The sequence below is a fragment of the Lysinibacillus louembei genome, from assembly GCF_033880585.1.
Lineage (GTDB): Bacteria > Bacillota > Bacilli > Bacillales_A > Planococcaceae > Metasolibacillus > Metasolibacillus louembei.
Window position 1 is genome coordinate 2,267,501 of record NZ_CP137624.1, and the last position, 22,758, is coordinate 2,290,258.

At 41.5% G+C, this 22,758-nt stretch carries 18 protein-coding genes, 20 tRNA genes and 1 rRNA gene (1 of these 39 running past the window's edge); 33 read left to right on the top strand and 6 right to left on the bottom strand.

Annotated features, from left to right (window positions below):
- The 3 genes in view from nadA to nadB are tightly spaced (each overlapping or abutting the next) and all read right to left on the bottom strand, a layout consistent with a single transcriptional unit that may run on beyond the window.
- Positions 1–910, bottom strand: partial view of a quinolinate synthase NadA gene (nadA, locus tag R6U77_RS11280; protein ID WP_406601039.1) — the 5' portion only. Its footprint begins 194 nt before the window's first position; 910 of the gene's 1,104 nt are visible here — the first part of the coding sequence; it begins with the start codon at positions 908–910; the stop codon falls past the left edge of the window.
- A complete protein-coding gene (nadC, locus tag R6U77_RS11285; RefSeq protein ID WP_319835717.1) occupies positions 897–1,757 on the bottom strand; it encodes a carboxylating nicotinate-nucleotide diphosphorylase in 861 nt (286 codons plus the stop codon). Before nadC ends, nadA begins: the two co-directional genes overlap by 14 nt.
- The gene (gene nadB, locus R6U77_RS11290; protein WP_319835718.1) at positions 1,711–3,282 is read right to left on the bottom strand and encodes an L-aspartate oxidase; all 1,572 of its coding nucleotides are present in this window, start codon (positions 3,280–3,282) and stop codon (positions 1,711–1,713) included. The genes nadC and nadB overlap by 47 nt, the downstream gene beginning before the upstream one ends.
- A gap of 89 nt (positions 3,283–3,371) precedes the next feature.
- Between nadB and R6U77_RS11295 the strand changes: the two genes are divergently transcribed.
- The 23 genes from R6U77_RS11295 (at position 3,372) to R6U77_RS11405 (ending at position 7,092) form a co-directional block, all read left to right on the top strand.
- Positions 3,372–4,454: a cysteine desulfurase family protein gene (locus R6U77_RS11295; RefSeq protein WP_319835719.1), complete on the top strand. Its 1,083-nt coding sequence runs from the start codon at positions 3,372–3,374 to the stop codon at positions 4,452–4,454.
- Positions 4,455–4,522: 68 nt separating this feature from the next.
- Positions 4,523–4,960 carry a hypothetical protein gene (locus R6U77_RS11300; protein ID WP_319835720.1) on the top strand — a complete coding sequence of 146 codons (438 nt, stop codon included), beginning with the start codon at positions 4,523–4,525 and terminating at the stop codon, positions 4,958–4,960.
- Positions 4,961–5,148: 188 nt separating this feature from the next.
- Positions 5,149–5,263 (top strand): 5S ribosomal RNA (gene rrf, locus R6U77_RS11305).
- Positions 5,264–5,272: 9 nt separating this feature from the next.
- Positions 5,273–5,348, top strand: a tRNA-Val gene (locus R6U77_RS11310).
- Between the two features lie 8 nt (positions 5,349–5,356).
- Positions 5,357–5,432 (top strand) — tRNA-Thr (locus R6U77_RS11315).
- 4 nt (positions 5,433–5,436) lie between these two features.
- Positions 5,437–5,512 (top strand) — tRNA-Lys (locus R6U77_RS11320).
- A gap of 18 nt (positions 5,513–5,530) precedes the next feature.
- A tRNA-Leu gene (locus R6U77_RS11325) sits at positions 5,531–5,615 on the top strand.
- Positions 5,616–5,657: 42 nt separating this feature from the next.
- Positions 5,658–5,732, top strand: a tRNA-Gly gene (locus R6U77_RS11330).
- 6 nt (positions 5,733–5,738) lie between these two features.
- A tRNA-Leu gene (locus tag R6U77_RS11335) sits at positions 5,739–5,827 on the top strand.
- A 9-nt stretch (positions 5,828–5,836) separates the two neighbouring features.
- Positions 5,837–5,913: transfer RNA gene (locus R6U77_RS11340), tRNA-Arg, on the top strand.
- Between the two features lie 9 nt (positions 5,914–5,922).
- Positions 5,923–5,999: transfer RNA gene (locus tag R6U77_RS11345), tRNA-Pro, on the top strand.
- Positions 6,000–6,025: 26 nt separating this feature from the next.
- Positions 6,026–6,101 (top strand) — tRNA-Ala (locus R6U77_RS11350).
- Between the two features lie 18 nt (positions 6,102–6,119).
- A tRNA-Met gene (locus tag R6U77_RS11355) sits at positions 6,120–6,193 on the top strand.
- Between the two features lie 7 nt (positions 6,194–6,200).
- Positions 6,201–6,277, top strand: a tRNA-Ile gene (locus R6U77_RS11360).
- Between the two features lie 17 nt (positions 6,278–6,294).
- Positions 6,295–6,387, top strand: a tRNA-Ser gene (locus R6U77_RS11365).
- A 39-nt stretch (positions 6,388–6,426) separates the two neighbouring features.
- A tRNA-Met gene (locus tag R6U77_RS11370) sits at positions 6,427–6,503 on the top strand.
- Between the two features lie 3 nt (positions 6,504–6,506).
- Positions 6,507–6,582: transfer RNA gene (locus R6U77_RS11375), tRNA-Asp, on the top strand.
- A 14-nt stretch (positions 6,583–6,596) separates the two neighbouring features.
- A tRNA-Phe gene (locus tag R6U77_RS11380) sits at positions 6,597–6,672 on the top strand.
- A gap of 7 nt (positions 6,673–6,679) precedes the next feature.
- A tRNA-Gly gene (locus R6U77_RS11385) sits at positions 6,680–6,753 on the top strand.
- A gap of 4 nt (positions 6,754–6,757) precedes the next feature.
- Positions 6,758–6,834, top strand: a tRNA-Ile gene (locus R6U77_RS11390).
- Positions 6,835–6,843: 9 nt separating this feature from the next.
- A tRNA-Asn gene (locus R6U77_RS11395) sits at positions 6,844–6,918 on the top strand.
- Between the two features lie 3 nt (positions 6,919–6,921).
- Positions 6,922–7,012 (top strand) — tRNA-Ser (locus tag R6U77_RS11400).
- An 8-nt stretch (positions 7,013–7,020) separates the two neighbouring features.
- Positions 7,021–7,092: transfer RNA gene (locus tag R6U77_RS11405), tRNA-Glu, on the top strand.
- Between the two features lie 137 nt (positions 7,093–7,229).
- Here the strand turns inward: R6U77_RS11405 and R6U77_RS11410 are convergent.
- The gene (locus R6U77_RS11410; protein ID WP_319835721.1) at positions 7,230–8,147 is read right to left on the bottom strand and encodes a nuclease-related domain-containing protein; all 918 of its coding nucleotides are present in this window, start codon (positions 8,145–8,147) and stop codon (positions 7,230–7,232) included.
- An 82-nt stretch (positions 8,148–8,229) separates the two neighbouring features.
- Positions 8,230–8,709 carry a tetratricopeptide repeat protein gene (locus R6U77_RS11415; protein ID WP_319835722.1) on the bottom strand — a complete coding sequence of 160 codons (480 nt, stop codon included), beginning with the start codon at positions 8,707–8,709 and terminating at the stop codon, positions 8,230–8,232.
- A 90-nt stretch (positions 8,710–8,799) separates the two neighbouring features.
- On the opposite strand from R6U77_RS11415, the gene R6U77_RS11420 reads away from it, so the two are divergent.
- The 5 genes from R6U77_RS11420 to glpK all read left to right on the top strand — a co-directional run bounded on the left by R6U77_RS11420 (position 8,800) and on the right by glpK (position 14,502).
- Entirely contained in the window at positions 8,800–9,555 is a 756-nt protein-coding gene (locus tag R6U77_RS11420; RefSeq protein WP_319835723.1) for a MerR family transcriptional regulator, read from the top strand.
- Positions 9,556–9,752: 197 nt separating this feature from the next.
- Entirely contained in the window at positions 9,753–11,396 is a 1,644-nt protein-coding gene (locus R6U77_RS11425) for a glycerol-3-phosphate dehydrogenase/oxidase (RefSeq protein ID WP_319835724.1), read from the top strand.
- A gap of 55 nt (positions 11,397–11,451) precedes the next feature.
- A complete protein-coding gene (locus tag R6U77_RS11430) occupies positions 11,452–12,015 on the top strand; it encodes a glycerol-3-phosphate responsive antiterminator (protein ID WP_319835725.1) in 564 nt (187 codons plus the stop codon).
- Positions 12,016–12,174: 159 nt separating this feature from the next.
- Positions 12,175–12,972, top strand: coding sequence for an MIP/aquaporin family protein (locus R6U77_RS11435; RefSeq protein ID WP_293929737.1), 798 nt, complete (start codon positions 12,175–12,177; stop codon positions 12,970–12,972).
- Positions 12,973–13,005: 33 nt separating this feature from the next.
- On the top strand, positions 13,006–14,502 hold the full coding sequence (glpK, locus tag R6U77_RS11440; protein WP_319835726.1) for a glycerol kinase GlpK: 1,497 nt from the start codon (positions 13,006–13,008) through the stop codon (positions 14,500–14,502).
- A 219-nt stretch (positions 14,503–14,721) separates the two neighbouring features.
- Here glpK and R6U77_RS11445 read toward each other — a convergent pair whose 3' ends face one another.
- Positions 14,722–15,639, bottom strand: coding sequence for a 1,4-dihydroxy-2-naphthoate polyprenyltransferase (locus tag R6U77_RS11445; RefSeq protein ID WP_293929739.1), 918 nt, complete (start codon positions 15,637–15,639; stop codon positions 14,722–14,724).
- 167 nt (positions 15,640–15,806) lie between these two features.
- Between R6U77_RS11445 and R6U77_RS11450 the strand changes: the two genes are divergently transcribed.
- The 5 genes from R6U77_RS11450 (at position 15,807) to R6U77_RS11470 (ending at position 22,657) form a co-directional block, all read left to right on the top strand.
- On the top strand, positions 15,807–17,177 hold the full coding sequence (locus tag R6U77_RS11450) for an isochorismate synthase (protein ID WP_319835727.1): 1,371 nt from the start codon (positions 15,807–15,809) through the stop codon (positions 17,175–17,177).
- Positions 17,170–18,888 carry a 2-succinyl-5-enolpyruvyl-6-hydroxy-3-cyclohexene-1-carboxylic-acid synthase gene (gene menD / locus R6U77_RS11455; RefSeq protein ID WP_319835728.1) on the top strand — a complete coding sequence of 573 codons (1,719 nt, stop codon included), beginning with the start codon at positions 17,170–17,172 and terminating at the stop codon, positions 18,886–18,888. Before R6U77_RS11450 ends, menD begins: the two co-directional genes overlap by 8 nt.
- Positions 18,873–19,682: a 2-succinyl-6-hydroxy-2,4-cyclohexadiene-1-carboxylate synthase gene (menH, locus tag R6U77_RS11460; RefSeq protein WP_319835729.1), complete on the top strand. Its 810-nt coding sequence runs from the start codon at positions 18,873–18,875 to the stop codon at positions 19,680–19,682. The genes menD and menH overlap by 16 nt, the downstream gene beginning before the upstream one ends.
- A 12-nt stretch (positions 19,683–19,694) precedes the next feature.
- The gene (menB, locus tag R6U77_RS11465) at positions 19,695–20,513 is read left to right on the top strand and encodes a 1,4-dihydroxy-2-naphthoyl-CoA synthase (protein ID WP_293929743.1); all 819 of its coding nucleotides are present in this window, start codon (positions 19,695–19,697) and stop codon (positions 20,511–20,513) included.
- A 461-nt stretch (positions 20,514–20,974) separates the two neighbouring features.
- Positions 20,975–22,657 carry a methyl-accepting chemotaxis protein gene (locus R6U77_RS11470; protein ID WP_319835730.1) on the top strand — a complete coding sequence of 561 codons (1,683 nt, stop codon included), beginning with the start codon at positions 20,975–20,977 and terminating at the stop codon, positions 22,655–22,657.
- The last annotated feature ends 101 nt before the right edge of the window (positions 22,658–22,758 follow it).

A 22,758-nucleotide genomic window follows, 5' to 3' on the forward strand; every position in this document is an offset into this window, starting at 1 on the left:
GCTGTTGAATAATGCGGCGTACAAGATTCATCTCTGTACCAATCGCCCATGAGGAGCCGCTTGGCGCATTGCTAATTGTATCAATAATATATTTTGTTGAGCCCGCATCATCAGCCGCAGCTACAACTTCACGACTACATTCAGGATGAACGATAATGCGCATCTCAGGATAAGTTTGGCGAATCATTTCTGTATGTTGGACTGTAAAGCCTTCATGTACAGAGCAATGACCTTTCCATAAAATTACTTGAATATTTTCAGGCGACTGTTGTGTTTCAAGCTTTTGTGTATGAGGGTTCCACACTGCCATATTTTCAAGTGGAACACCTAGCTCAAATGCAGTGTTGCGACCTAAATGTTGGTCAGGTAAAAATAAAATACGCTGTTTCTTCGAAAATGCCCATTTTACCATCTCCTTCGCATTGGATGAGGTTACACAAGCCCCACCGTATCTACCAGTAAAGGCTTTAATCGCAGCGGTAGAATTTACATAAGTTAAAGGGATCATTGTATCGCCAAACAGCTGCTGCAAAATTGGCCATGCTTGCTCTGTTTGGTATATGTCTGCCATATCCGCCATCGAGCAGCCTGCACGCATATCAGGTAAATAAACATGCTGTTCACTTGTTGTCAGCATATCAGCTGTTTCCGCCATAAAGTGTACACCACAAAAGACAATATGCTCTGCTTCTTTATTCGCTGCTGAAATTTGAGCAAGCTGTAAAGAATCACCTGTAGCATCGGCAAATTGAATTACCTCATCTTTTTGATAATGATGTCCAAGAATAAAGAGCTTTTTCCCTAAGTCTTTTTTGAGCTTTGTGATACGTGTTTCCATTTCCTCTTGTGATAATGTTCGGTAATGCTCTGGTAGTAATGATGTTTGTTGTAGTAAGCTAGCGATTGACAAATCCATTTTCTCCTTTCAAATGAACGAGTGCACTAATATCGAAAGCTTTTACTGAATGTGTAAGTGCACCGAGAGAGATCCACTGTACACCCGATTGTGCATAAGCTTTCAAATTTTCAAGTGTAATGCCTCCTGATGCTTCCGTCGCAATATGACGAGGAATAGAAGGGAGCCATTGTTGTATTTCAGCAGGTGTACGGTTATCAAACATAATAATATCTGCCCCAGCAGCAACTGCTTCATCCAGCTGTGTTTTTGTTTCAATTTCTACTTCAATTTTGACAGTGTGTCCAATTTTTGTGCGAGCACTTTGAACAGCTTTCGTTATACTTCCAGCAAAAGCAATATGATTATCTTTCAGCATAATGGCATCATAAAGCCCATTACGGTGGTTATAGCCGCCACCAATACGAACGGCGTATTTATCGAGCATGCGTAAACCAGGAATTGTTTTACGTGTGTCAAGTATTTTAGCATCTGTCCCAACGGTCTCATTGACGGCACGTTGTGTAACTGTCGCAATAGCTGACATTCGTTGAATTAAATTTAAAATGACGCGTTCACCCATTAATAGCTTTTGCAGGGAACCTTGAATATGCGCGATTAAATCGCCGTTTTTAACAGCTTCTCCATCTCGTTTATGTAAAGTAATGACGATAGAAGCGTCAAGTAAACGAAAGCCCTGCTCAATAATCGGTCCACCGCAAAAAATGCCATCTTCTTTTGCATAAAAGGAAAATGCTCCTTGTTGCGTAGGTGAAAAAATAAGTTCGCTTGATAAATCGCCATCTCCTATATCCTCATTGAAAAATTGCTTCAGCATTTCCTCTAGCTTGATTATGTTCATATAAAGAATTCCTCACTTCCATTTGACCTTGTGAAAAAACAATCCAGCGCTTTGTCCATTTTGTATCTGTAAAAGGATAATCGGTGCGAATATGCGCCCCTCGTGTTTCTGTGCGAGTTAGCGCCGCTTTCGCCATTAATATAGCTACAATATGCATCATAGAAAGCTCGATTTGTTCACATGGTAAGCTGTCACGATTCGCAGAAAGTAGCGTTTGTAAAGACGGCATTTGTTGTAAAAACTCTTGCAACGAGGAATGGTTTCTCACGATTCCTAGTGCTTTCATCATCTTTTGTTGAAGCTGCTCTTTTGTAAATAAATGCGGCATGACTATATCGCTGTTGCTTTGTTCAATCATAAAGTTTTGTTGATGTAGGCCTTTTTGGATAATTGTTTGTGCCATACGCTGTCCAAAAGTAATTGCCTCTAATAACGAGTTGCTTGCAAGTCGATTTGCACCATGAACCCCTGTACAAGCGACTTCTCCTACCGCATATAAAGAAGGGATAGATGTTTGCCCTGAACTATCTGCGACAATGCCACCCATTAAAAAATGGCTGCCTGGTGCAACAGGGATTAAGCCATCTTGTAAAGATATCCCATTGTCAGCACATAGCTTTGTAATAGACGGGAACTTTTCCTCAAATTTCTCAATCATCGAAATATCTAAAAAAGTTTCTTCTCCAGCAAGCCGCTTTACAAATAATGTGTGTGCTGTGATATGGCGAGGTGCCAAATCAAGTCCTTTCATAGTCGGCTGTCTTGCCGCATCAACAAAAATTGCTCCTGCTCCACGTACAGCCTCGGAAATAAGCCCCTTTGCTTCACCATTGCACCATAATAAAGTAGGGTGAAATTGCATAAATTCCATATCGCTAATAGCTGCGCCTGCCATATAGGCAAGTGCAATGCCATCACCAGTGTTTGTAGAAAAATTAGAGGTACAGTTATAAAGGGCTCCCGCACCACCCGAAGCGATAACGATATGATGAGCAAGGTAGCATTTTGTACCTTGCTTGCCTCGTGTTAATGCACCAATGCAGTCCCCATTTTTATTGAATAATAGTTCATACACCATTTCATAATCATTGATTGTCACAGTAACCGGCAGTCGTTCTAGTAAATAATGAATAAAATACTTACCTGTCTGATCTCCGCCAGCGTGTAAAATACGGTGATGGCTATGTGCACCTTCTAAACCGAGGATAGGCTCACCATTTGCATAGCGGTCAACAGGAAGCCCTTGCTGTAAAAGTGTGTCAATGAGCTGTGCGCCATCTTTTATTAATGTTTCAACATTCGATGTGTGATGATATTCACCAGCGAGCATTGTGTCGTGAATATGATAATTAATATCGTCTATTTGTGTTGTAACAGCCGCAATGCCTCCCTGTGCCCTATAGGAGCTACTTGTTACTACAGAAGACTTTGTGACAAGCTGTACATGAAAATGTTGCCCTAATATGCGAGCAGCTTGAAGTGCAGCAATGCCACTGCCGATTATAAGAACATCTGTTTTGCACATAATAATACCTTCCTTACAGTTGTCTTGACACATATCTTTACATAAAATAAAAGAGAAAACAAGACTGAAAATTAGAAAGGGAGAAAAAGATGATTTATTTAGATTACGCAGCAACAACACCAATGACAGAAAAGGCAATTGCCGCATATTGTGAGGTGGCGAAAAGATATTACGGCAACAGCTCAAGCTTGCATGATGCAGGGGGGCAAGCCCAATATTTCGTTGAACAAGCAAGAAATGTGATTGCACAAGCACTTGATAGAAATAAAGATGGGATTATTTTTACCGGCAGCGGAACGGAAGGCAATATATTGGCTATTTTGTCATTAGCCCTTGCCTCAAAGAAGGGCAAGCATATTATTTCATCACAAGCCGAGCATACATCTGTTCATGCGGCATTAAATACATTAGAAAAAATGGGCTATCAAATTACAAAGCTAGCTTTACAGCAAGATGGTTGTATTGATATCAAACAGTTACGTGCTGCTATTTGTGAGGAAACTGCTGTTATCACAATTCAGCATGTCAACTCGGAAATAGGTGCGATTCAGCCAATTGAAGAAATCGCACGCATTGCAGAAGAAAATAACGTATTCATCCATGTGGATTGTGTCCAATCATTTTGCAAATTGCCGTTACAAGCCCAAGTAGATGCGATTACTGTATCGGCACATAAAATTGGGGGACCTAAAGGCTGTGGAGCTGTTTATATTAACCCGAAGTTACAAGTACCATCATTAGTGCCAGGTGTTACGCATGAAAAAGGATTGCGTGGAGGCACATTAGATACACCTGCAATTGTGGCTTTTGCTACAGCAGTAGAGGAATATCATTACAAAAGAAGTCATTATGAAACCTTGCGTCAATACTTAAAAGAGACTTTACCAAAAAGCTGTAAATTAATTGAAACAAAAAATCAATTGCCCAATATTTGTGGTGTCATAATGGACAAGGTTGAAGGGCAATATGTGTTATTGAAGCTTAATGAAGCGGGGATTGGCATATCCACAGGGAGCGCCTGCGATATTCATAGTGATTCAGGCACGAAAGCTATTTTATCTATGGGTTACTCGGTGGCAGCTGCGCGTCAATTTTTTAGAATTTCTTTTGGAGAAGACACATCTATTGAAGATTTACAAAAGTTGAGTCAAACGCTTTTGGCAATTGAGTGAATCTTTAATTTTTGCATTTTGTGCCGAATAATAAAATAGGAGCTTTCTACAGAAAGGAGGAGAAATCGGTGCACATCAAAGGGTCGCAAACTGTAAACTTTGCTATGGATAATGCTGTAATAACAAAAGAAGAGGAGCTGTTAAAGAAAAAGCAGGAATTGGAGCGCGAATTAAAAAAGCAACAAAAGATGACAGAGCAACTTAAAAGGGAAGCTGAGGCTGCCAAAAAGCGAATGGAAGCAGAGCAAGAAGCATTAAAAATTCAATTAACTTGCTTAAAGATTGCAGGGCGTATTATGGTTGGAGATAAAGTACCTGGAAAAGACCATCAATATTTGGTGAAGCATGACCCGTCGCTTTATGGGAAAGCTTTATTGATGAAAATTACAAAAGAGAATCCCAAGGAACATAAGCAATTATCAGGGGAGGAAGAGAATAATGCGCGGTCATCTCATCATGCAAGTTCTGAGCTTCAAAATGAAACGGCAGTGGATATTAAAATATAAGTGTTAGTAAGATAAAAATAAGCTATTTTCTTTTAGAAAAGCACTTGCTATAATGAGCAACAGAGCATTGTATTTTAGCAATTTTAAAAAATAATATTTTTTTTTAAAAAAGTATTGCATAATGTGAAATAACGTTATATACTAATTCTTGTCTTGAAGAACGGGTAACGTTTTGAGAGAGAAAAGAGTCTAGTAATGATGGCAAAGAGTCACACCCGTTCCCATACCGAACACGGAAGTTAAGCTCTTTAGCGCCGATGGTAGTTGGGGGTTTCCCCCTGTGAGAGTAGGACGTTGCTAGGCTTTACATACGGAGGATTAGCTCAGCTGGGAGAGCACCTGCCTTACAAGCAGGGGGTCGGCGGTTCGAACCCGTCATCCTCCACCAATCAAAATGCCGGTGTAGCTCAGTTGGTAGAGCAACTGACTTGTAATCAGTAGGTCGTGGGTTCGACTCCTATCGCCGGCACCATTTTGAGCCATTAGCTCAGTCGGTAGAGCATCTGACTTTTAATCAGAGGGTCGAAGGTTCGAGTCCTTCATGGCTCACCATTTAAGACCTAAATAAAAGCGGGTGTGGCGGAATTGGCAGACGCACTAGACTTAGGATCTAGCGCCGTAAGGCGTGGGGGTTCGACTCCCTTCACCCGCACCAAATAATTTCATAAACTGTCAGAATAAAAATTCTTTAGCACATGCGGAAGTAGTTCAGTGGTAGAACACCACCTTGCCAAGGTGGGGGTCGCGAGTTCGAACCTCGTCTTCCGCTCCAACATGTGCCGGGGTGGCGGAACTGGCAGACGCACAGGACTTAAAATCCTGCGGTAGGTGACTACCGTGCCGGTTCGATTCCGGCCCTCGGCACCATTTTAAAAAGCGCCCGTAGCTCAATTGGATAGAGCGTCTGACTACGGATCAGAAGGTTATGGGTTCGACTCCTGTCGGGCGCGCCATTAGTTATACGGGAAGTAGCTCAGCTTGGTAGAGCACTTGGTTTGGGACCAAGGGGTCGCAGGTTCGAATCCTGTCTTCCCGACCATGTAACACCAACTGAAAGAAACTTATGGGGCCTTAGCTCAGCTGGGAGAGCGCCTGCCTTGCACGCAGGAGGTCAGCGGTTCGATCCCGCTAGGCTCCACCAACCATAAGTAAAGATCCTGGCGGCGTAGCTCAGCTGGCTAGAGCGTACGGTTCATACCCGTAAGGTCGGGGGTTCGATCCCCTCCGCCGCCATCTTAAAGGACCTTTAGCTCAGTTGGTTAGAGCAGACGGCTCATAACCGTCCGGTCACAGGTTCGAGTCCTGTAAGGTCCACCATTTTTCACTTTTATAACGGAGGAATACCCAAGTCCGGCTGAAGGGATCGGTCTTGAAAACCGACAGGCGGGTTACACCGCGCGGGGGTTCGAATCCCTCTTCCTCCGCCATCTTTTCCAAGAAAAAATGGTGAACAACATAATAATTATCGCGGGGTGGAGCAGTTCGGTAGCTCGTCGGGCTCATAACCCGAAGGTCACAGGTTCAAATCCTGTCCCCGCAACCAAAAGGTCCCGTGGTGTAGCGGTTAACATGCCTGCCTGTCACGCAGGAGATCGCCGGTTCGATCCCGGTCGGGACCGCCATTTTAAAAAAACATGGGTCAGTAGCTCAGTTGGTAGAGCATTAGATTGAAGCTCTAAGTGTCGGCGGTTCGATTCCGTCCTGACCCACCATGTATGTGCGGGTGTAGTTTAATGGTAAAACCTCAGCCTTCCAAGCTGATGTCGTCGGTTCGATTCCGATCACCCGCTCCAATAAGGGCCTATAGCTCAGCTGGTTAGAGCGCACGCCTGATAAGCGTGAGGTCGATGGTTCGAGTCCATTTAGGCCCACCAAAAGATTATTCCGAAGTAGCTCAGTGGTAGAGCAACCGGCTGTTAACCGGTTGGTCGCAGGTTCGAGCCCTGCCTTCGGAGCCATATGGGGAAGTACTCAAGAGGCCGAAGAGGCGCCCCTGCTAAGGGCGTAGGTCGGGTGACCGGCGCGAGGGTTCAAATCCCTCCTTCTCCGCCAGCAAAGCTGGCCCGTTGGTCAAGTGGTTAAGACACCGCCCTTTCACGGCGGTAACACGGGTTCGAATCCCGTACGGGTCATTCAAAAAGCAGTGCATGTCTTCGAGACGTGTACTGCTTTTTTATTGTGTAGAAAGAAGAGAAATGACCAAAACAAAAATGGGCGAATGTAGACTGTTTGCGGGCGAATTGACTGTGGAATCGGGCGAATTTTCTAGCTAATTGGGCGAATGAGGGGCGATTGTAACAATTTGCTCAGGAATCTCGTAATAAGTAGTTCTGCCTTGCTTGATTATAGGTAAATATTTTAACAAACGCTTTGCTGCATATCTCGAGGAAATCTCACAAAGTGTACGAAACTTCTGATTTGTAATTTTCGAATCTACTAATAAGCGAAAATCAGCTAATGCTTGAAAATGAGCAAATTTATCTTGATGGTGACAGTTTGAGCAAATGAATCGATCTTGCACAAAATGCATTTTAGAACTACATTTTTCACAAAATACACCTTTTTTTAAATCTGCTAATGTGAACGAAAATGATTTTATTACAGGGGCTTGCCTTGCTAGAAGTTGTTCATAAAAAGTGTTGATTTGGAGGACGGGCTTAGTATATTGCTTTAGGCTACTCTCAATAAAGCTATGAAGGTAATCTGCATGAAAGATGGGGATATGTGTATTTCGTCGGCTACCGATAATTGCGCGGCGGTTTGCAATGACTACTGCACCAACAATAGGAATATGGGGAAAAAGAGAAGACAGAAAACGGATATGACGTGTTAGTTGGGCAACAGGGTTTGGAAAGCGTTCGATAACGCCATCAGCACGAGTTCGTAGCAATTGTGATGCCTCAACATCAAAATTTAATTGCCCTGCTATGTTTTTCACCTCCAAACAAAGAATGAAAGATGAAAAAATAATGAGAAAATCCATTTCATGTTTATGTGCTGCAAAATCAATTAAACAAAAATTACGCAAAATCTGATGAGGCATAGCCAGCTCTTGCAAAAAATAAAAAACCTCATTCTCACCTGCAATACCAGCAGCAGCTAAGGCATGCTGTTCTATAAAATAATGATAGTCAGGACATTGACTAGCAACCCTCCTCATAATAGCTTCAAGTTGCTTGTACTTCAAACTATTTTCACCTCCTTTATTTTATAATAATAGGAAAGTCTGTAAATCGGAATATTTTTATAGAGAAAGGTTAAAAGTACTATTACCATGTTTCATCTAATTTCTCTGCATAAAATTGAATAGCTCTTTTGTATTTTTGAATGTTAATATCCATAGAGCTGTTAGCAATACAGTTTAACAATAGCTCCATTGCGTTTGAATGCTCATTCAAGTTGTATAATGTCATCGCATAAAACACTTGAAGTGCTTGATTTTCTGGGAATAATGCAATTGCTTTACTTAGCGTTTCTTGTGATTGTTGATATTTGCCAAGCGTTCTAAATGTGCTGCCAAGTCCTAAATAGGCATTTGCCATGTCTTCGGCATTTAATTCGCCTTGAATAGCCTTTTCATAGTATGGAACAGCCTGTGTCTCCTCACCAAGAACGTCAAAGCTCCAAGCGCATTGATATTGTAAATAAGCATCATCAGGGTGCTGTGCCGCTAGCTGCACGAACAATTTATTTGATTCGGTAAGCTTGTTGTCTTTGCGAAGTTGTAGAGCGATTTGTAGTTGATTCATTATTTTCTCCTCCTGTTAAAAATAATTATACAAAACTGTTGACCTTGACGCTACGTCAACATTTATAGTAAGCATAGAGGTGATGAACAGATGAAAATTAATGAACTGGCAAAGCTATCGGGTGTAAGCACACGTACGTTGCGCTATTACGATGAAATTGGGCTGCTGTCTCCTGCGATGAAAAATGATGCCGGCTATCGAATTTATTCGCAGAAGGAGATTGACTTATTGCAGCAAATTTTGTTTTATCGGGCACTAGATATGAAGTTGGAGCAAATTAAAGACATCATTCATGCACCGAATTTTAATGTGATGGATGCATTAGAATGTCATCGTCAGCAATTGCTAGAGAAAAACGCAATGATTCAGCAATTGCTACAAACGGTGGATCAAACAATTGAAGCATTACAGGAGGGAAAAAATATGTCAAACGAAGAAAAATTCAAAGGCTTTAAAGAAAAAATGCTACAGCAAAATGAAGAGAAATTTGGCGAGGAAATTCGTCAACGCTACGGCAACGAAACGGTTGAGGCTTCCAATAAGAAGTGGTTGAATATGACGGAGCAGCAATTTGAAGAAATGGGGCAGCTAGAGCAAAGCCTATTTGAGCGCTTACGTGAGGCAATGGCAGATGGAAACCCAGCATCTGAATTAGGTCAGGAGGTTGCTGAATTGCACAAGCGTTGGTTAATGTTTTCTTGGAAGGATTACTCGAAGGAAGCACACGCAGGGTTAGCAGCAATGTATGTGGCAGATGAGCGTTTTACGGCATACTATGATGAGCGCGTGACAGCTGGCGCTTCACAGTATTTACATGATTGTATCGTAGCCTATGCGACGAAATAATGCTGTTGAATTGTGTGGAAATTGTGTGTGTGCCTGGCACCTAAAATGTTTTAACTTGCCTTTTTTAAAAAGGCAAGTTAAAATAATGATAAGTTAATAATTGGTATGAGCGATTGAGAGACCGTTAAGAACATATATGCATTAAGTATATATGCTTTTAATAGTCTCTTTTTTCGTATATGAAGGAGGAAAACGCAATGAGTTCAGCTTCAGCATTACAACGTCAACAAATTATTGAAGAATTGCAAGGTCAGGAATATGATGTATTAGTTATTGGTGGTGGGATTACAGGCTGTGGTGTTGCTTTAGATGCAAGTGCACGTGGCTTGTCTGTTGCTTTAGTAGAAATGCAGGATTTTGCGGCAGGGACTTCAAGTCGTTCAACAAAATTGGTGCATGGAGGGTTGCGTTATTTAAAGCAGTTTGAAGTGAAAGAGGTTGCCGAATTAGGGAAGGAGCGCGCAATTGTTTATGAAAATGGCCCACATGTAACAACGCCTGTTTGGATGCTATTGCCGTTTCATAAAGGCGGGACATTTGGTAAATTTTCAACGAATGTTGGCTTACGCGTCTATGATTTTTTAGCTGGTGTGAAGCGTTCTGAACGCCGTTCTATGTTAAATGCGATTCAAACTAGAAGCAAGGAACCATTAGTAAAAACGCAAGGGCTGCTTGGTGGCGGCGTTTATGTAGAATATCGGACAGATGATGCTCGCCTAACGATTGAAGTTGCAAAAGCAGCAATTGCTAAAGGCGCAACTTTATTAAATTATACAAAGGCACAGCAATTTATTTATGATGACAATCAAAAAATAAATGGCATTGTTGCACAGGATGTAATTGGTGATGAAAGCTTTACGATCCGTGCTAAAACGGTTATTAATGCAGCAGGCCCTTGGGTTGATGAAGTGCGAAAAATAGAGGGGGCACAGCAAGGCAAGCATTTAATTTTGTCTAAAGGTGTGCATATTGTTTTTGACGAATCAAAATTCCCGCTGCGTCAGGCGGTGTATTTTGACACGCCAGATGGTCGTATGGTATTTGCAATTCCACGAGATGGCAAAACATATGTAGGTACGACGGACACATTTTATAAAGGTGATCCACGTAGCATGGATATTGAGCAAAGTGACCGCGATTATTTAATGGAGGCTATTCATTATATGTTTCCGAAAGTGCAAGTGACAGATGCTGATATTGAATCAAGCTGGGCTGGTGTGCGTCCACTAATTCACGAGGATGGTAAAAACCCATCGGAAATTTCGCGCAAAGATGAAGTGTGGACATCGGCATCAGGGCTTGTAACAATAGCTGGGGGGAAGTTAACAGGCTATCGCAAAATGGCAGAAACGGTGCTTGATATGGTTGTCAAAGAGCTAGCGCCAAAATTAAATAAATCAATAGCACCATGCAGCACAAAAAACATTGCCATTTCAGGTGGAGAAATTGGTGGCTCGCGCAATTTGAAGGCATTTTTATATAAGCAAACAAAAAAAGGTATTGAGCTTGGTTTAACAGAGCAGCAATCTGCATATATGGCACAGCACTATGGCAGCAATGTAGATACAGTATTTGCTTATATGCAAGACAATGATACGGCATTACCAGCTTGGCTGTATGCACAGCTTCGCTATAGTATCGAGCATGAGCTAGTGACACACCCAAATGACTTTATGATTCGCCGTACAGGCTATATGTTCTTTAATATTGCGCTTGTACAACAATATAAAACAGAAATTTTAAACGAAATGGCAAAAATGCTTAGCTGGACAGCAGAACAGCGTCAACAGTATGAAGAACAGCTAGAGCAAGAAATAACAAGAGCAACAACAGCTAAGTAATGTAGCGTAGGTTGCCTGAATCGTTCAGGCAACCTATTTTATAAGGGGGAATGGCATGTATTTTAATGGACAAAAAATTATTCCTGCAGCGCGCACTGTCAAGCAATTTGATGAAATAATGAATAGCTCCTTTGAGTATGTCGTATTGCTAGAGGTACATATAAGCTTGTTATTATCTTTGAAACGCGAGGCAGAGCGCTTTGGGAAGAAGTTAATTATTCATGCAGATTTAATTCATGGCTTGAAAACGGACAATTTTGCTGCAGATTTTCTATGTAATGATATTCGGCCAGCAGGCATTATTTCAACGCGCTCCAATGTGTTGATTAAGGCAAAATCGCGAGGCATTATTGCTATTCAACGAGTCTTTTTAATTGATACGATTGCGTTAGAGAAAAGCTATACGATGATTGAGACAGCGAAGCCTGATTATATTGAGCTATTACCAGGCATTATTCCATCCATGATTGCGGAAATTTATGAGCGCACGCAAACACCTGTCATTACTGGTGGTTTAATACGCTCTACAGAGCATATTGAGCAAGCAATTTCAGCAGGGGCAATTGCCATTACAACGTCTGATAAAAAATTATGGGAAAATTTCAAAAAAATGAGTTGACTATCATTTATTTATCTATTAGAATGAATACAAGTTCATAAAAGCGTGGTTAGGAAAAGGGACCCACATTTATTCATCTGCAAAATTTTTGCAGGCTGTTTAAATGTGGGTCTTTTTTGCGTCCTCGCTTAATACACATTTACTAAAGGGGGATAAAAAATGTCTACATTTACGGCAGAGCTGATTGGCACGATGATTCTTATTTTGTTTGGTGGAGGCGTTGTGGCAGGGGCATTATTGTACAAATCGAAAGGAAATGGCGGCGGCTGGGTTGTTATCACATTTGCATGGGGCTTAGCGGTTGCAATGGCTGCTTATGCAGTAGGAGGAATTAGCGGAGCGCACTTAAATCCAGCATTAACGATTGCATTAGCAACAATTGGAGATTTCCCATGGGCAGATGTGCCTCTTTACATCGTGGCACAAATGCTAGGCGCTATGTTAGGGGCAACATTAGTGTACTTCATGTATTTACCGCATTGGAAAGGTACAGAGGATGCGGATGCTAAACTGGCTGTATTCTCGACAATGCCAGCAATTAAACATCCGTTATCAAATTTGATTTCAGAAATCATCGGTACATTTATTCTTGTTTTAGGTATTTTAGCATTAGGTACAAATACGATTACAGATGGTTTAAATCCATTTTTAGTCGGTATGTTAATCGTTGTTATTGGTATGGCACTTGGTGGTCCAACTGGATATGCAATTAATCCAGCACGTGATTTAGGCCCGCGTATTGCACACTTTTTCTTACCAATTCCAGGTAAGCGTGATTCAGGTTGGTCATATGCATGGGTTCCAGTAGTTGGTCCAATTATTGGAGGCGCTTTCGGTGCATTATTTTTCCAGCAACTATTCGAAGGTAAAAACAGCGTAGCATTTTGGGTTTTAGCGGTTGTCATTGTGGCAATTTTCGCAGGTGCACAAGCGACAGTAAAAAATGTACGTGATTAATGTATAATAAACATAAAATTGGAGGTAATTTTTATGACAGAGAAAAAATATATTTTAGCGTTAGATCAGGGGACAACAAGCTCACGCGCGATGCTGTTTGATGAAAACGGTAACATTGTACACACAGCACAGCAAGAGTTTCATCAATACTTCCCACAAGCAGGCTGGGTAGAGCACAATGCAGAGGAAATTTGGTCATCCATTTTATCTTGTATTGCTACAGTATTAACTGAAAAAGGTATTGAATCGAAGCACATTGCCGGAATCGGTATTACGAACCAGCGCGAAACGACAGTTGTTTGGAATAAGCATACAGGTAAGCCGGTTTACAATGCGATTGTATGGCAATCACGCCAAACAAATGCGATTTGTGAGGAATTGAAAGAAAACGGTTACAATGATTTGTTCCGTGATAAAACAGGTTTATTAATTGATGCGTACTTCTCTGGTACGAAGGTAAAATGGATTCTAGATAATGTAGAAGGTGCTCGTACGCAAGCGGAGGCAGGCGATTTATTATTCGGTACAATTGATACGTGGTTGATTTGGAAGCTATCTGGTGGCAAAGTGCACGTAACAGATTACTCCAACGCTTCTCGTACATTAATGTACAATATTTATGATTTAAAATGGGATGAGGAATTGCTAGAAATTTTAAATGTGCCAGCTGCGATGCTGCCAGAGGTACGCCCATCTTCTGAAGTGTATGGCTATACAGAGGAATCATTATTCTTCGGCGCTGCCGTACCAATCGCAGGTGCAGCCGGTGACCAGCAAGCAGCGTTATTCGGTCAGGCATGCTTCGAGGAAGGTATGGTGAAAAACACATATGGCACAGGCTGCTTTATGCTAATGAATACAGGTGAAAAAGCGGTGAAATCGAGCAATGGCTTGTTAACGACACTTGCATGGGGCTTAGATGGCAAAGTGACATATGCGTTAGAAGGTAGTATTTTCGTAGCGGGCTCTGCGATTCAATGGTTGCGTGATGGCTTGCGCATGTTCCGCTCGGCTGCTGAGTCAGAACAATATGCAGAGCGCGTAGAGTCAACAGAGGGTGTCTATGTTGTTCCTGCATTCGTCGGGCTAGGCACGCCTTATTGGGATTCAGATGTACGTGGTGCAGTGTTCGGCTTAACACGTGGTACATCAAAGGAGCATTTCGTACGTGCAACGCTTGAATCATTAGCCTATCAAACGAAGGATGTATTAAGTGCGATGGAGGCGGATGCCAATATTCCATTAGCAAAGCTACGTGTTGATGGTGGTGCAGTAGCAAATAACTTCTTAATGCAATTCCAAGCAGATTTATTAAATGTGCCTGTTGACCGACCTGTTATTAATGAGACAACAGCTTTAGGTGCAGCATACTTAGCAGGGCTTGCAGTAGGCTACTGGCAATCGACAGAGGACATCGGCAAGTATTGGAATTTAGACCGTCAATTCACACCAGATATGGATGAGGCACACCGTGCAACAATTTATGGTGGCTGGAAAAAGGCTGTGGCGGCAGCACAGGCTTTTAAATAATAATGAGAGTGCTAGGAACATCGCCGTTCCTAGCACTTTTTTGAGGCTTCGCAGATATGTTGGATGAAAACGCAGATATGTTGTGGAATTTCGCAGATATATCATGAAAAATCGCAGATATATGCCTAATATTCGCAGATAAACTAAAGTGCAAATGTCTTGAACGGAAGTCATCAAAAAAGACGTTATGACATGCAATCAAGCCATAACGTCCTTACACTATAAAAAATAACCTACGAGCAATCCAACACCTAGTAAAAAGACAAAAAACGTGTTCGTTTGTGCTGTGAATTTCATTGCAGGCATAACATCTTTCGGTGCTTTGTGCGCTCTAAATACAGCAATTGCTTTTAATGGCATCGGTAGGCTTAATACAACAAGCAGCGACCATGCCGAAATATCATCAATAACAACAAGTCCGATTATCCATAAATAAGAAACGATGAAAAATAGCGATAAAATCGTTACAGCATGGTCACGCCCAACTAAAATGGCCATTGTTTTGCGTCCGCCCTCTGTATCGCCAACGATGTCACGAATATTGTTGGATAGCATAATGCCACCAACTAAAATCATGCTTGGCACAGATAGCAGTACCGCCTCTAATGTCACAGTGCCTGTTTGAATGAAGAAAGCAATCAGGACAATGCCCATGCCCATCACTGCGCCTGATACAAGCTCTCCAAAAGGTGTATAGGCAATTGGAATTGGACCACCTGTGTACAAATAGCCAATCAGCATGCAAGCAAGCCCTACAATAGCAAGCCACCAAGAGGAGACAGCGCAAATATAAATACCGAGTAATAGCGCAATGCCGTAAAAGCTAAGAGCAATCATCATAATCGTTTTTGGTGCGACACCGTGCCGCACAATTGTGCCGCCTATGCCGACAGAATTTTCGTTGTCTAGCCCAAGTTTATAATCATAATATTCATTAAACATATTTGTTGCCGCTTGAATTAACATGCTGGCAATTAGCATGGCGAAAAATAACAAAAAGTTAATGTCATGCTGTGAAATAGTGGCAGCAATCGCCGTTCCTAAAAATACTGGAGCGAATGAAGCTGTTAATGTATGTGGACGCGTTAAATGCCACCATACTTGAAAGCCCCGATCTGCCTCAATTACCTTCGTCAATTTCCTTCTCTCCCTCAAATAGTATCGAATCTATTTTAAACGAATATGAGGAAAATGGATAGTGTATATGCTTAACCATATTGCAATAGGCAAAAAAGTGATATGATAGTATAGATGTACGACGAGGTAATCGAGTAATTTCGATTGCAACAACGGAGGGAATTTTCATGCAACAAAAGTGGTACAATGCCACTGAGGTGGAAGCGAGCTCTTTAATCTTCTATATGGAAACAATTGAGGTAAGCCGTCTGTCGGCACTTGCCTTTTTTGCGGCTGGGGAAGAGTCTTACAAAGGGCAGCGTTATTTTTGGCAAAATCGAGAGAAAACATTAACATTAGTCGGCTTAGGGCATGCGTATAAAATTGAAAACCAGTTAGCCAATACGCGCTTTGATGAAGTCGAGAAACAATGGAAGCAATTAACGAAAAATATTGTGACGGAAGAGGAATTGCAGCCGATTTTATTCGGTGGCTTTACATTTGACCCAGAAAATACAACCGTGGGTGAATGGGACGACTTTCCAGAAAGTTATTTTACCGTTGCAACATATCAGCTCATGATTCGCAATGATAAAGCGTATGTCAGCATTCATTTAATAACGGATGGCGAAAATGCAGCACCGCAGTTTGAGGAGTTACGTAAAGAACGCGACCATTTAATTCATGCGGCACAGGTGAAGGAAGTAAAAACATATGTGAAGCCACAAATTACTTCATATAGCGAGCCGCATAAAGAAGCTTATTTGCAGTCGATAGATGCTGTGACAGCGAAAATTAAAGCACAAGAGGCAGATAAAGTCGTGATTGCACGCTCACTCGCATTGCAATTCGAAGAGGCTGTATCATCACCGCAAATTTTGTCTCATGTTGTCAACGAGCAACCAGAAAGCTATTTATTTGGTATAGAACGCAATGATATGCTATTTTTCGGTGCCTCACCAGAGCGTTTAGTAAAGGTGGAAAATGGGCGTGCCTATTCATCCTGTATAGCAGGCTCCATTAAACGTGGCGCAACATCAGAGGAAGACCAGGCACTAGGTACAAGTCTTTTACAGGATAATAAAAACCGTGGTGAGCATCATTATGTTGTGGAAATGATTACAGAAACCTTTGAAAAGAATTGTACAACTGTCAAAGTACCACAGCAGCCAAAGCTGTTAAAAATTCGCGATATTCAGCATTTATATACACCAGTTGAAGGACAATTGGCTGAAGGTGCAACGATTTTACAATTAGTGAAAGACTTACATCCAACGCCAGCGCTTGGTGGTGTACCACGACAAAATTCGATGAGTATTATTCGTGAATCAGAGCCAATGAATCGCGGATTATATGCCGCACCAATTGGCTGGTTAGATGCGGATGGCAACGGGGAATTTGCCGTAGCGATTCGCTCTGCTGCATTAGTAGGGAATCAAGCCTATTTATATGCAGGGGGTGGCATTGTGGCAGATTCTGAGGCGCAGTCTGAGTATGAGGAAACATTGGTGAAATTCAGACCGATGCTGCGCGCATTAGGAGGGGCAGTTCATGAATGAACGTGAAATATTAACGAATTACGTGTATCGCATCGTCGCCTCTTTATTGCAGCAAGGTGTGGAGGAGGTTGTCATTAGCCCAGGCTCACGCTCAACACCTCTTGCTTATGCATTTGCATCGACAGAGAAATTTAAGATGCATCGTCAAATCGATGAGCGAGCAGCAGCCTTTTATGCGTTAGGTATCGCAAAGGCAAAAGGACAACCAGTTGTTTTATTATGTACTTCAGGTACTGCCGCAGCTAATTATTTCCCTGCCATCATTGAGGCGAAATATGCACGTGTACCATTGATTGTATTAACGGCTGATCGCCCACATGAATTGCGTGAAGTAGGAGCACCACAAACAATCGACCAAATTCGTTTATATGGGGAGCATGTGAAATATTCGATGGAGTTTCCGATTCCAGATGATGCCTCACAAACATTGTCGTTTATTGAGCATCATATCGCACGGGCAACAGCAATTGCTACGGCTGCACCTTTTGGACCTGTGCATATTAATATTCCGTTCCGAGAGCCTTTATTAATTGATTTTAGCGACTTGCCTGAATTAACATTCCAGGCGAGCTTTATGCATGAAAATGTGCCTTCAGCAGAAGCACGTAATTTCTTAACGCAAGCAATCCATGCAACAGAAAAAGGTTTAATTGTGCTTGGTGAGATGCCTTTAGGAACAGATGTGTCACCGCTTTGGTCGTTTATCCGCAACTGTCAGCTTCCTGTTTTAATCGAAAGCTTAGCAAATATGCGTAGTAATGTGCCTGAAGACTGTTTGCCATATGTCATATCCACATACGATGCGCTATTGAAAAATGAGCATTTTAAAGAAATAGCTGCACCACGTATGGTTATCCGCTTTGGTGCACAGCCTGTGTCGAAGTTTTTAATGCAGTTTTTAACGGCATCTAAGCCAACACATTATATCGTAATAGATGAAGATGCATTGTTCCGCGATTCTACGAATAGCTCAACGCATTTTATTCAAGGAAAGCCTGGCGAGTGGCTGGCACAGCTCCCAGTGCAAGCGAAGGCGGAAGACTATGTAGCTTTATGGCAGCAGGCGGAGGAAATTGCGAAAAAGCATGTTTTCCAATATTCGGCACATGCACAGGATGAAGGGGCATTCGTACAAAAAATGCTAGAAATCATCCCGAATGGTAGCGATATTTTCGTTAGCAGTAGTATGCCAATCCGTGATATCGATACGTTTTTCCTAGCAACACAAAAGGATATCCGCATTTTCGCAAATCGTGGGACGAACGGTATTGATGGCGTGACTTCTACAGCACTTGGCTTCAGTACGGTTCATAAGCGTCCAACCTATTTACTTATTGGGGATTTAGCCTTTTTACATGATGCGAATGCGTTTGTTGCTTCACGTTATCAAGTAAGTGATTTAACAGTTGTCGTTATGAATAATGATGGCGGCGGCATTTTCTCTTATTTACCACAAGCGAGTGTAGAGGCGCATTATGAAAATTTATTTGGTACGCCAACAGCTTTAACGTTTAGGGAGCTAGCAGCAATGTATGATGTACAATATGAACGTTTAGAAAAGTTGTCAGCGTTTGAAGCAGCGTTACAAGCAAATAAACACAAGCCACTGCGTTTGTTAGAGGTAATGACAGATCGCACTGTTAATGTCGCATCACATCGTGCGTTATGGCAGCGTATTGGTGAGGAGCTAAGCGCATGGTTACAGAAATAAATGGTGTAAAGGTGTATGTGCGTAGTTGGAATGACCATCTATCGCCAACTCTCGTTTGTTTACATGGCTTTACTGGTAGTGCGAGTACTTGGCAGCAGCTGGCAGCTGAAGTACAGGCCCGTGTAGTAGCGGTTGATTTAATAGGACATGGCTTAACAGATGCCCCAGATGATGTAGTACATTATACGATGGATGCACAGGTAGAGCTGTTAGAAAAGCTATTTGACCAGTTAAATTTGCATTCGATTGTTTTGCTTGGTTATTCGCTTGGTGGTCGTGTAGCGCTTTCTTATGCTGTGCGATATCCAACTCGAATTCAACAATTAATTTTAGAGAGTGCGTCGCCAGGGTTAGTACAAGAAAGTGAGCGAAATGCTCGTCAAGAAGCAGATAATCAGCTAGCACAAGGCATTGAGCAAAATGGGCTAATAACCTTTGTGAATCACTGGGAGAACATTCCGCTATTTGCCTCGCAAAAGCAATTACCTAAAGCGGTGCAGCAGGCTGTACGTGAGGAACGCTTGCAGCAGCGTGAAAAGGGCTTAGCCAATAGCTTGCGTGGCATGGGCACAGGAGCTATGCCACAGCTATGGGATAAGTTAAATGAGCTAAAGATGCCTGTTACACTTATAACTGGACAGCTCGATACAAAGTTTGTTGCAATTGCGGAGCGGATGCAGGAGCGTATCCCACAAGCAAAGCATCGAACAATTGCAGATGCTGGACATGCAATACATGTGGAAAATCTCGCAGAGTTTGCTACAATAGTAAAGGAAGCATTCCAAGAAATTTAGGAGGTAACTTTTATGACACGTGAGTGGACTTCATTACATACGTATGAAGATATTAAGTATGAATTTTATAACGGGATTGCAAAAATTACAATCAACCGTCCAGAAGTGCGCAATGCATTCCGACCAAAAACGGTAGTGGAATTAATTGATGCATTTACACGTGCGCGCGATGATAAAAATATCGGCGTTATTATTTTAACAGGTGAAGGTGAGCATGCATTCTGCTCAGGCGGAGACCAAAAAGTACGTGGACATGGTGGCTACGTAGGCGACGATGAAATTCCACGCTTAAATGTACTTGATTTACAACGTTTAATTCGCGTTATTCCAAAGCCAGTTGTAGCGATGGTAGCAGGCTATGCAATCGGTGGTGGTCACGTATTACATGTCGTTTGTGACTTAACAATTGCAGCTGATAATGCACGCTTCGGTCAAACAGGACCAAAAGTAGGCTCATTTGATGCAGGCTACGGTTCAGGCTATTTAGCTCGAATCATCGGTCATAAAAAAGCGCGTGAAATTTGGTATTTATGCCGTCAATATGATGCGCAGCAAGCATTAGATATGGGCTTAGTCAATACGGTTGTCCCATATGCAGAGCTTGAAGATGAAACGGTAAAATGGTGTGAGGAAATGCTGGAAATGTCACCGACAGCTCTGCGCTTCTTAAAAGCAGCAATGAACGCTGATACAGATGGCTTAGCAGGTCTTCAACAAATGGCAGGCGACGCGACATTGCTTTATTACACAACGGACGAGGCGAAAGAAGGGCGCGATGCATTTAAAGAGAAGCGTAAGCCTGATTTCGGTCAATTCCCAAGATTCCCTTGATTTTTAAATGAATAATTGAAAATCCGAACTATTCACGAGGTGCTTTAAAATGAGCCTTTCGTAGAAGAGTTCGGATTTTTTTAACTAAAATACAATATTTTTATGCTTTAAGACCTAATAAATTTTCAAATTTCTACTTTTTATTATAAAAAATACGAAAAAGCTCCTTTGAATTATTATATTATTGATAATATAATGAAACTACTAAATTTAGTAAATAAAATTTATAATTAGTTAAAATTACTTACTATACCTATATATATTATAAATTCCATTTTGTTAAGAAATTGTTTATTTGTAAATAATAAAATATAGTATATGACTAAAAATAGGAGTATGTAGGGTTATTAATAAGAGGGATTTTATAAAAAAATGATAGAAGATGGATAATATAGAGCAAGCTTAATAACTGTGTGACTAATAATACATAAAAATAGTTTTGATATGAGGGAGGGCATATTATGAAATTTAAAACATTGCGTGCAAAAATTTTATTTGGTTTTAGCATCGTTTTATTAATTGTGGCAATCCAAAGCATATATGTCGTATATGAAGGGATTAAAATGAACGATGAAATTGGTGAGATGATACAAACAGAGCTAGAGCTATCAATTTATGATCAACATTTAGCAAATTCTGTATCTGCACGTATTGCGGCGGCTAGAGGCTATGTGTTGTCTGGTGATCAAACATTTAAAGATCGTTTTCATGAGTATACAGAGCTATCATTAGCAAATGAGCAAGCTGCTCATCAAATTATGGCTTCTGAAAAATTAGAAGAATTTTCAGCAAGAGCGAAGGCGTGGCGTGAGCATGTGGAGAAAAATGTGTTTGCCATTTACGATAGCGGTGATAAGGAAAGGGCTATTGCCAATTTAATGAGCTCTGCTACAGAGGCACGAGAAATTCAATTAGGCTTTGAGGAATTGGCAGCTGGACGTGAAGAAACTGTACGCCAAACAGGAGCAGGACTTGAACAAGATAATGCTAGAATTAATACAATAACTACTATCGCAGCAATCGTTGTCATTGCTTTAGCTTTAGTCATTGCATTTTATACAGCAACGGTTATTTCTTCACCAGTAAAGCGCGTTTCGGAGCGTGTACAGCGCATTGCAGATGGCGATTTAACAGACAATGCTTTAAAGGTGTTATCACAGGATGAAGTTGGGCAGTTAACCGTAGCGACAAATGCCTTGAGTGAAAAATTACATAGTATGCTGCGTCAAATTCAAAGCGTTTCGAATGAAGTTGCTTCACATAGTGAGGAATTGCTACAATCGGCTGTGGAAGTGAAAGAGGGAACAACACAAGTTGCTCTGACAATGAATGAAATTGCAGAGGGTACAGAGGCACAGGCGAGCAATGCGAGCGATTTAGCAAGCCATATGGACGATTTTGTAGCGAGTGCGCGTGCAGCTGATAACAATGGTGATGATGCCAAGGGACATTCAGATAGTGTGCTAGCATTAGCTACGACAGGCCGTACATTAATGGAAGCTTCCACACAGCAAATGTCAAAAATTGATCATATTGTCCATGATGCAGTTGTAAAAGTGGAAGGGTTAAATAATAAAACACAGGCGATTTCACAGCTTGTACTAGTGATTAACGATATTGCTAATCAAACAAATCTATTAGCATTGAATGCGGCAATTGAAGCGGCACGTGCTGGTGAATTAGGAAAAGGTTTTGCGGTCGTGGCAGATGAAGTGCGCAAATTAGCTGAGCAAGTTTCTGTTTCAGTTGTTGATATTTCGCAAATTGTGGAAGAAATCGTAGAAGAAACAGGCGATGTAACAGATTCATTGAAATCTAGCTATGGTGAGGTACAAAGTGGTACAACAAAAATTGCAGAAACAAACGAAACGTTCAATCATATTGAACAAGCGATTTTTGCGATGTCTGCTAATATAGCAACAGTTTCACAAAATCTAGAGCAAATCGTTGAAAACTCAACAAGTATTAATAAAGCCGTTGATGAAATCGCAGCGGTAGCAGAGCAATCGGCCGCAGGGGTGGAGCAAACATCTGCAACGATGCAGCAAACGACTTCAACAATGGAAGAAGTAGCAAACAGTTCTAACGAATTAGCAAAAATGGCTGAGGAGCTCAATAAACACATTCAACAATTTAAGCTTTAAAACTAAATTACAGCTCTGAAAAGTCAGGCTATTAAGGAACACATCATGTGGTTTCTTAAATAGTTTGGCTTTTCATTTTACATGGCACATGGCATAATGCA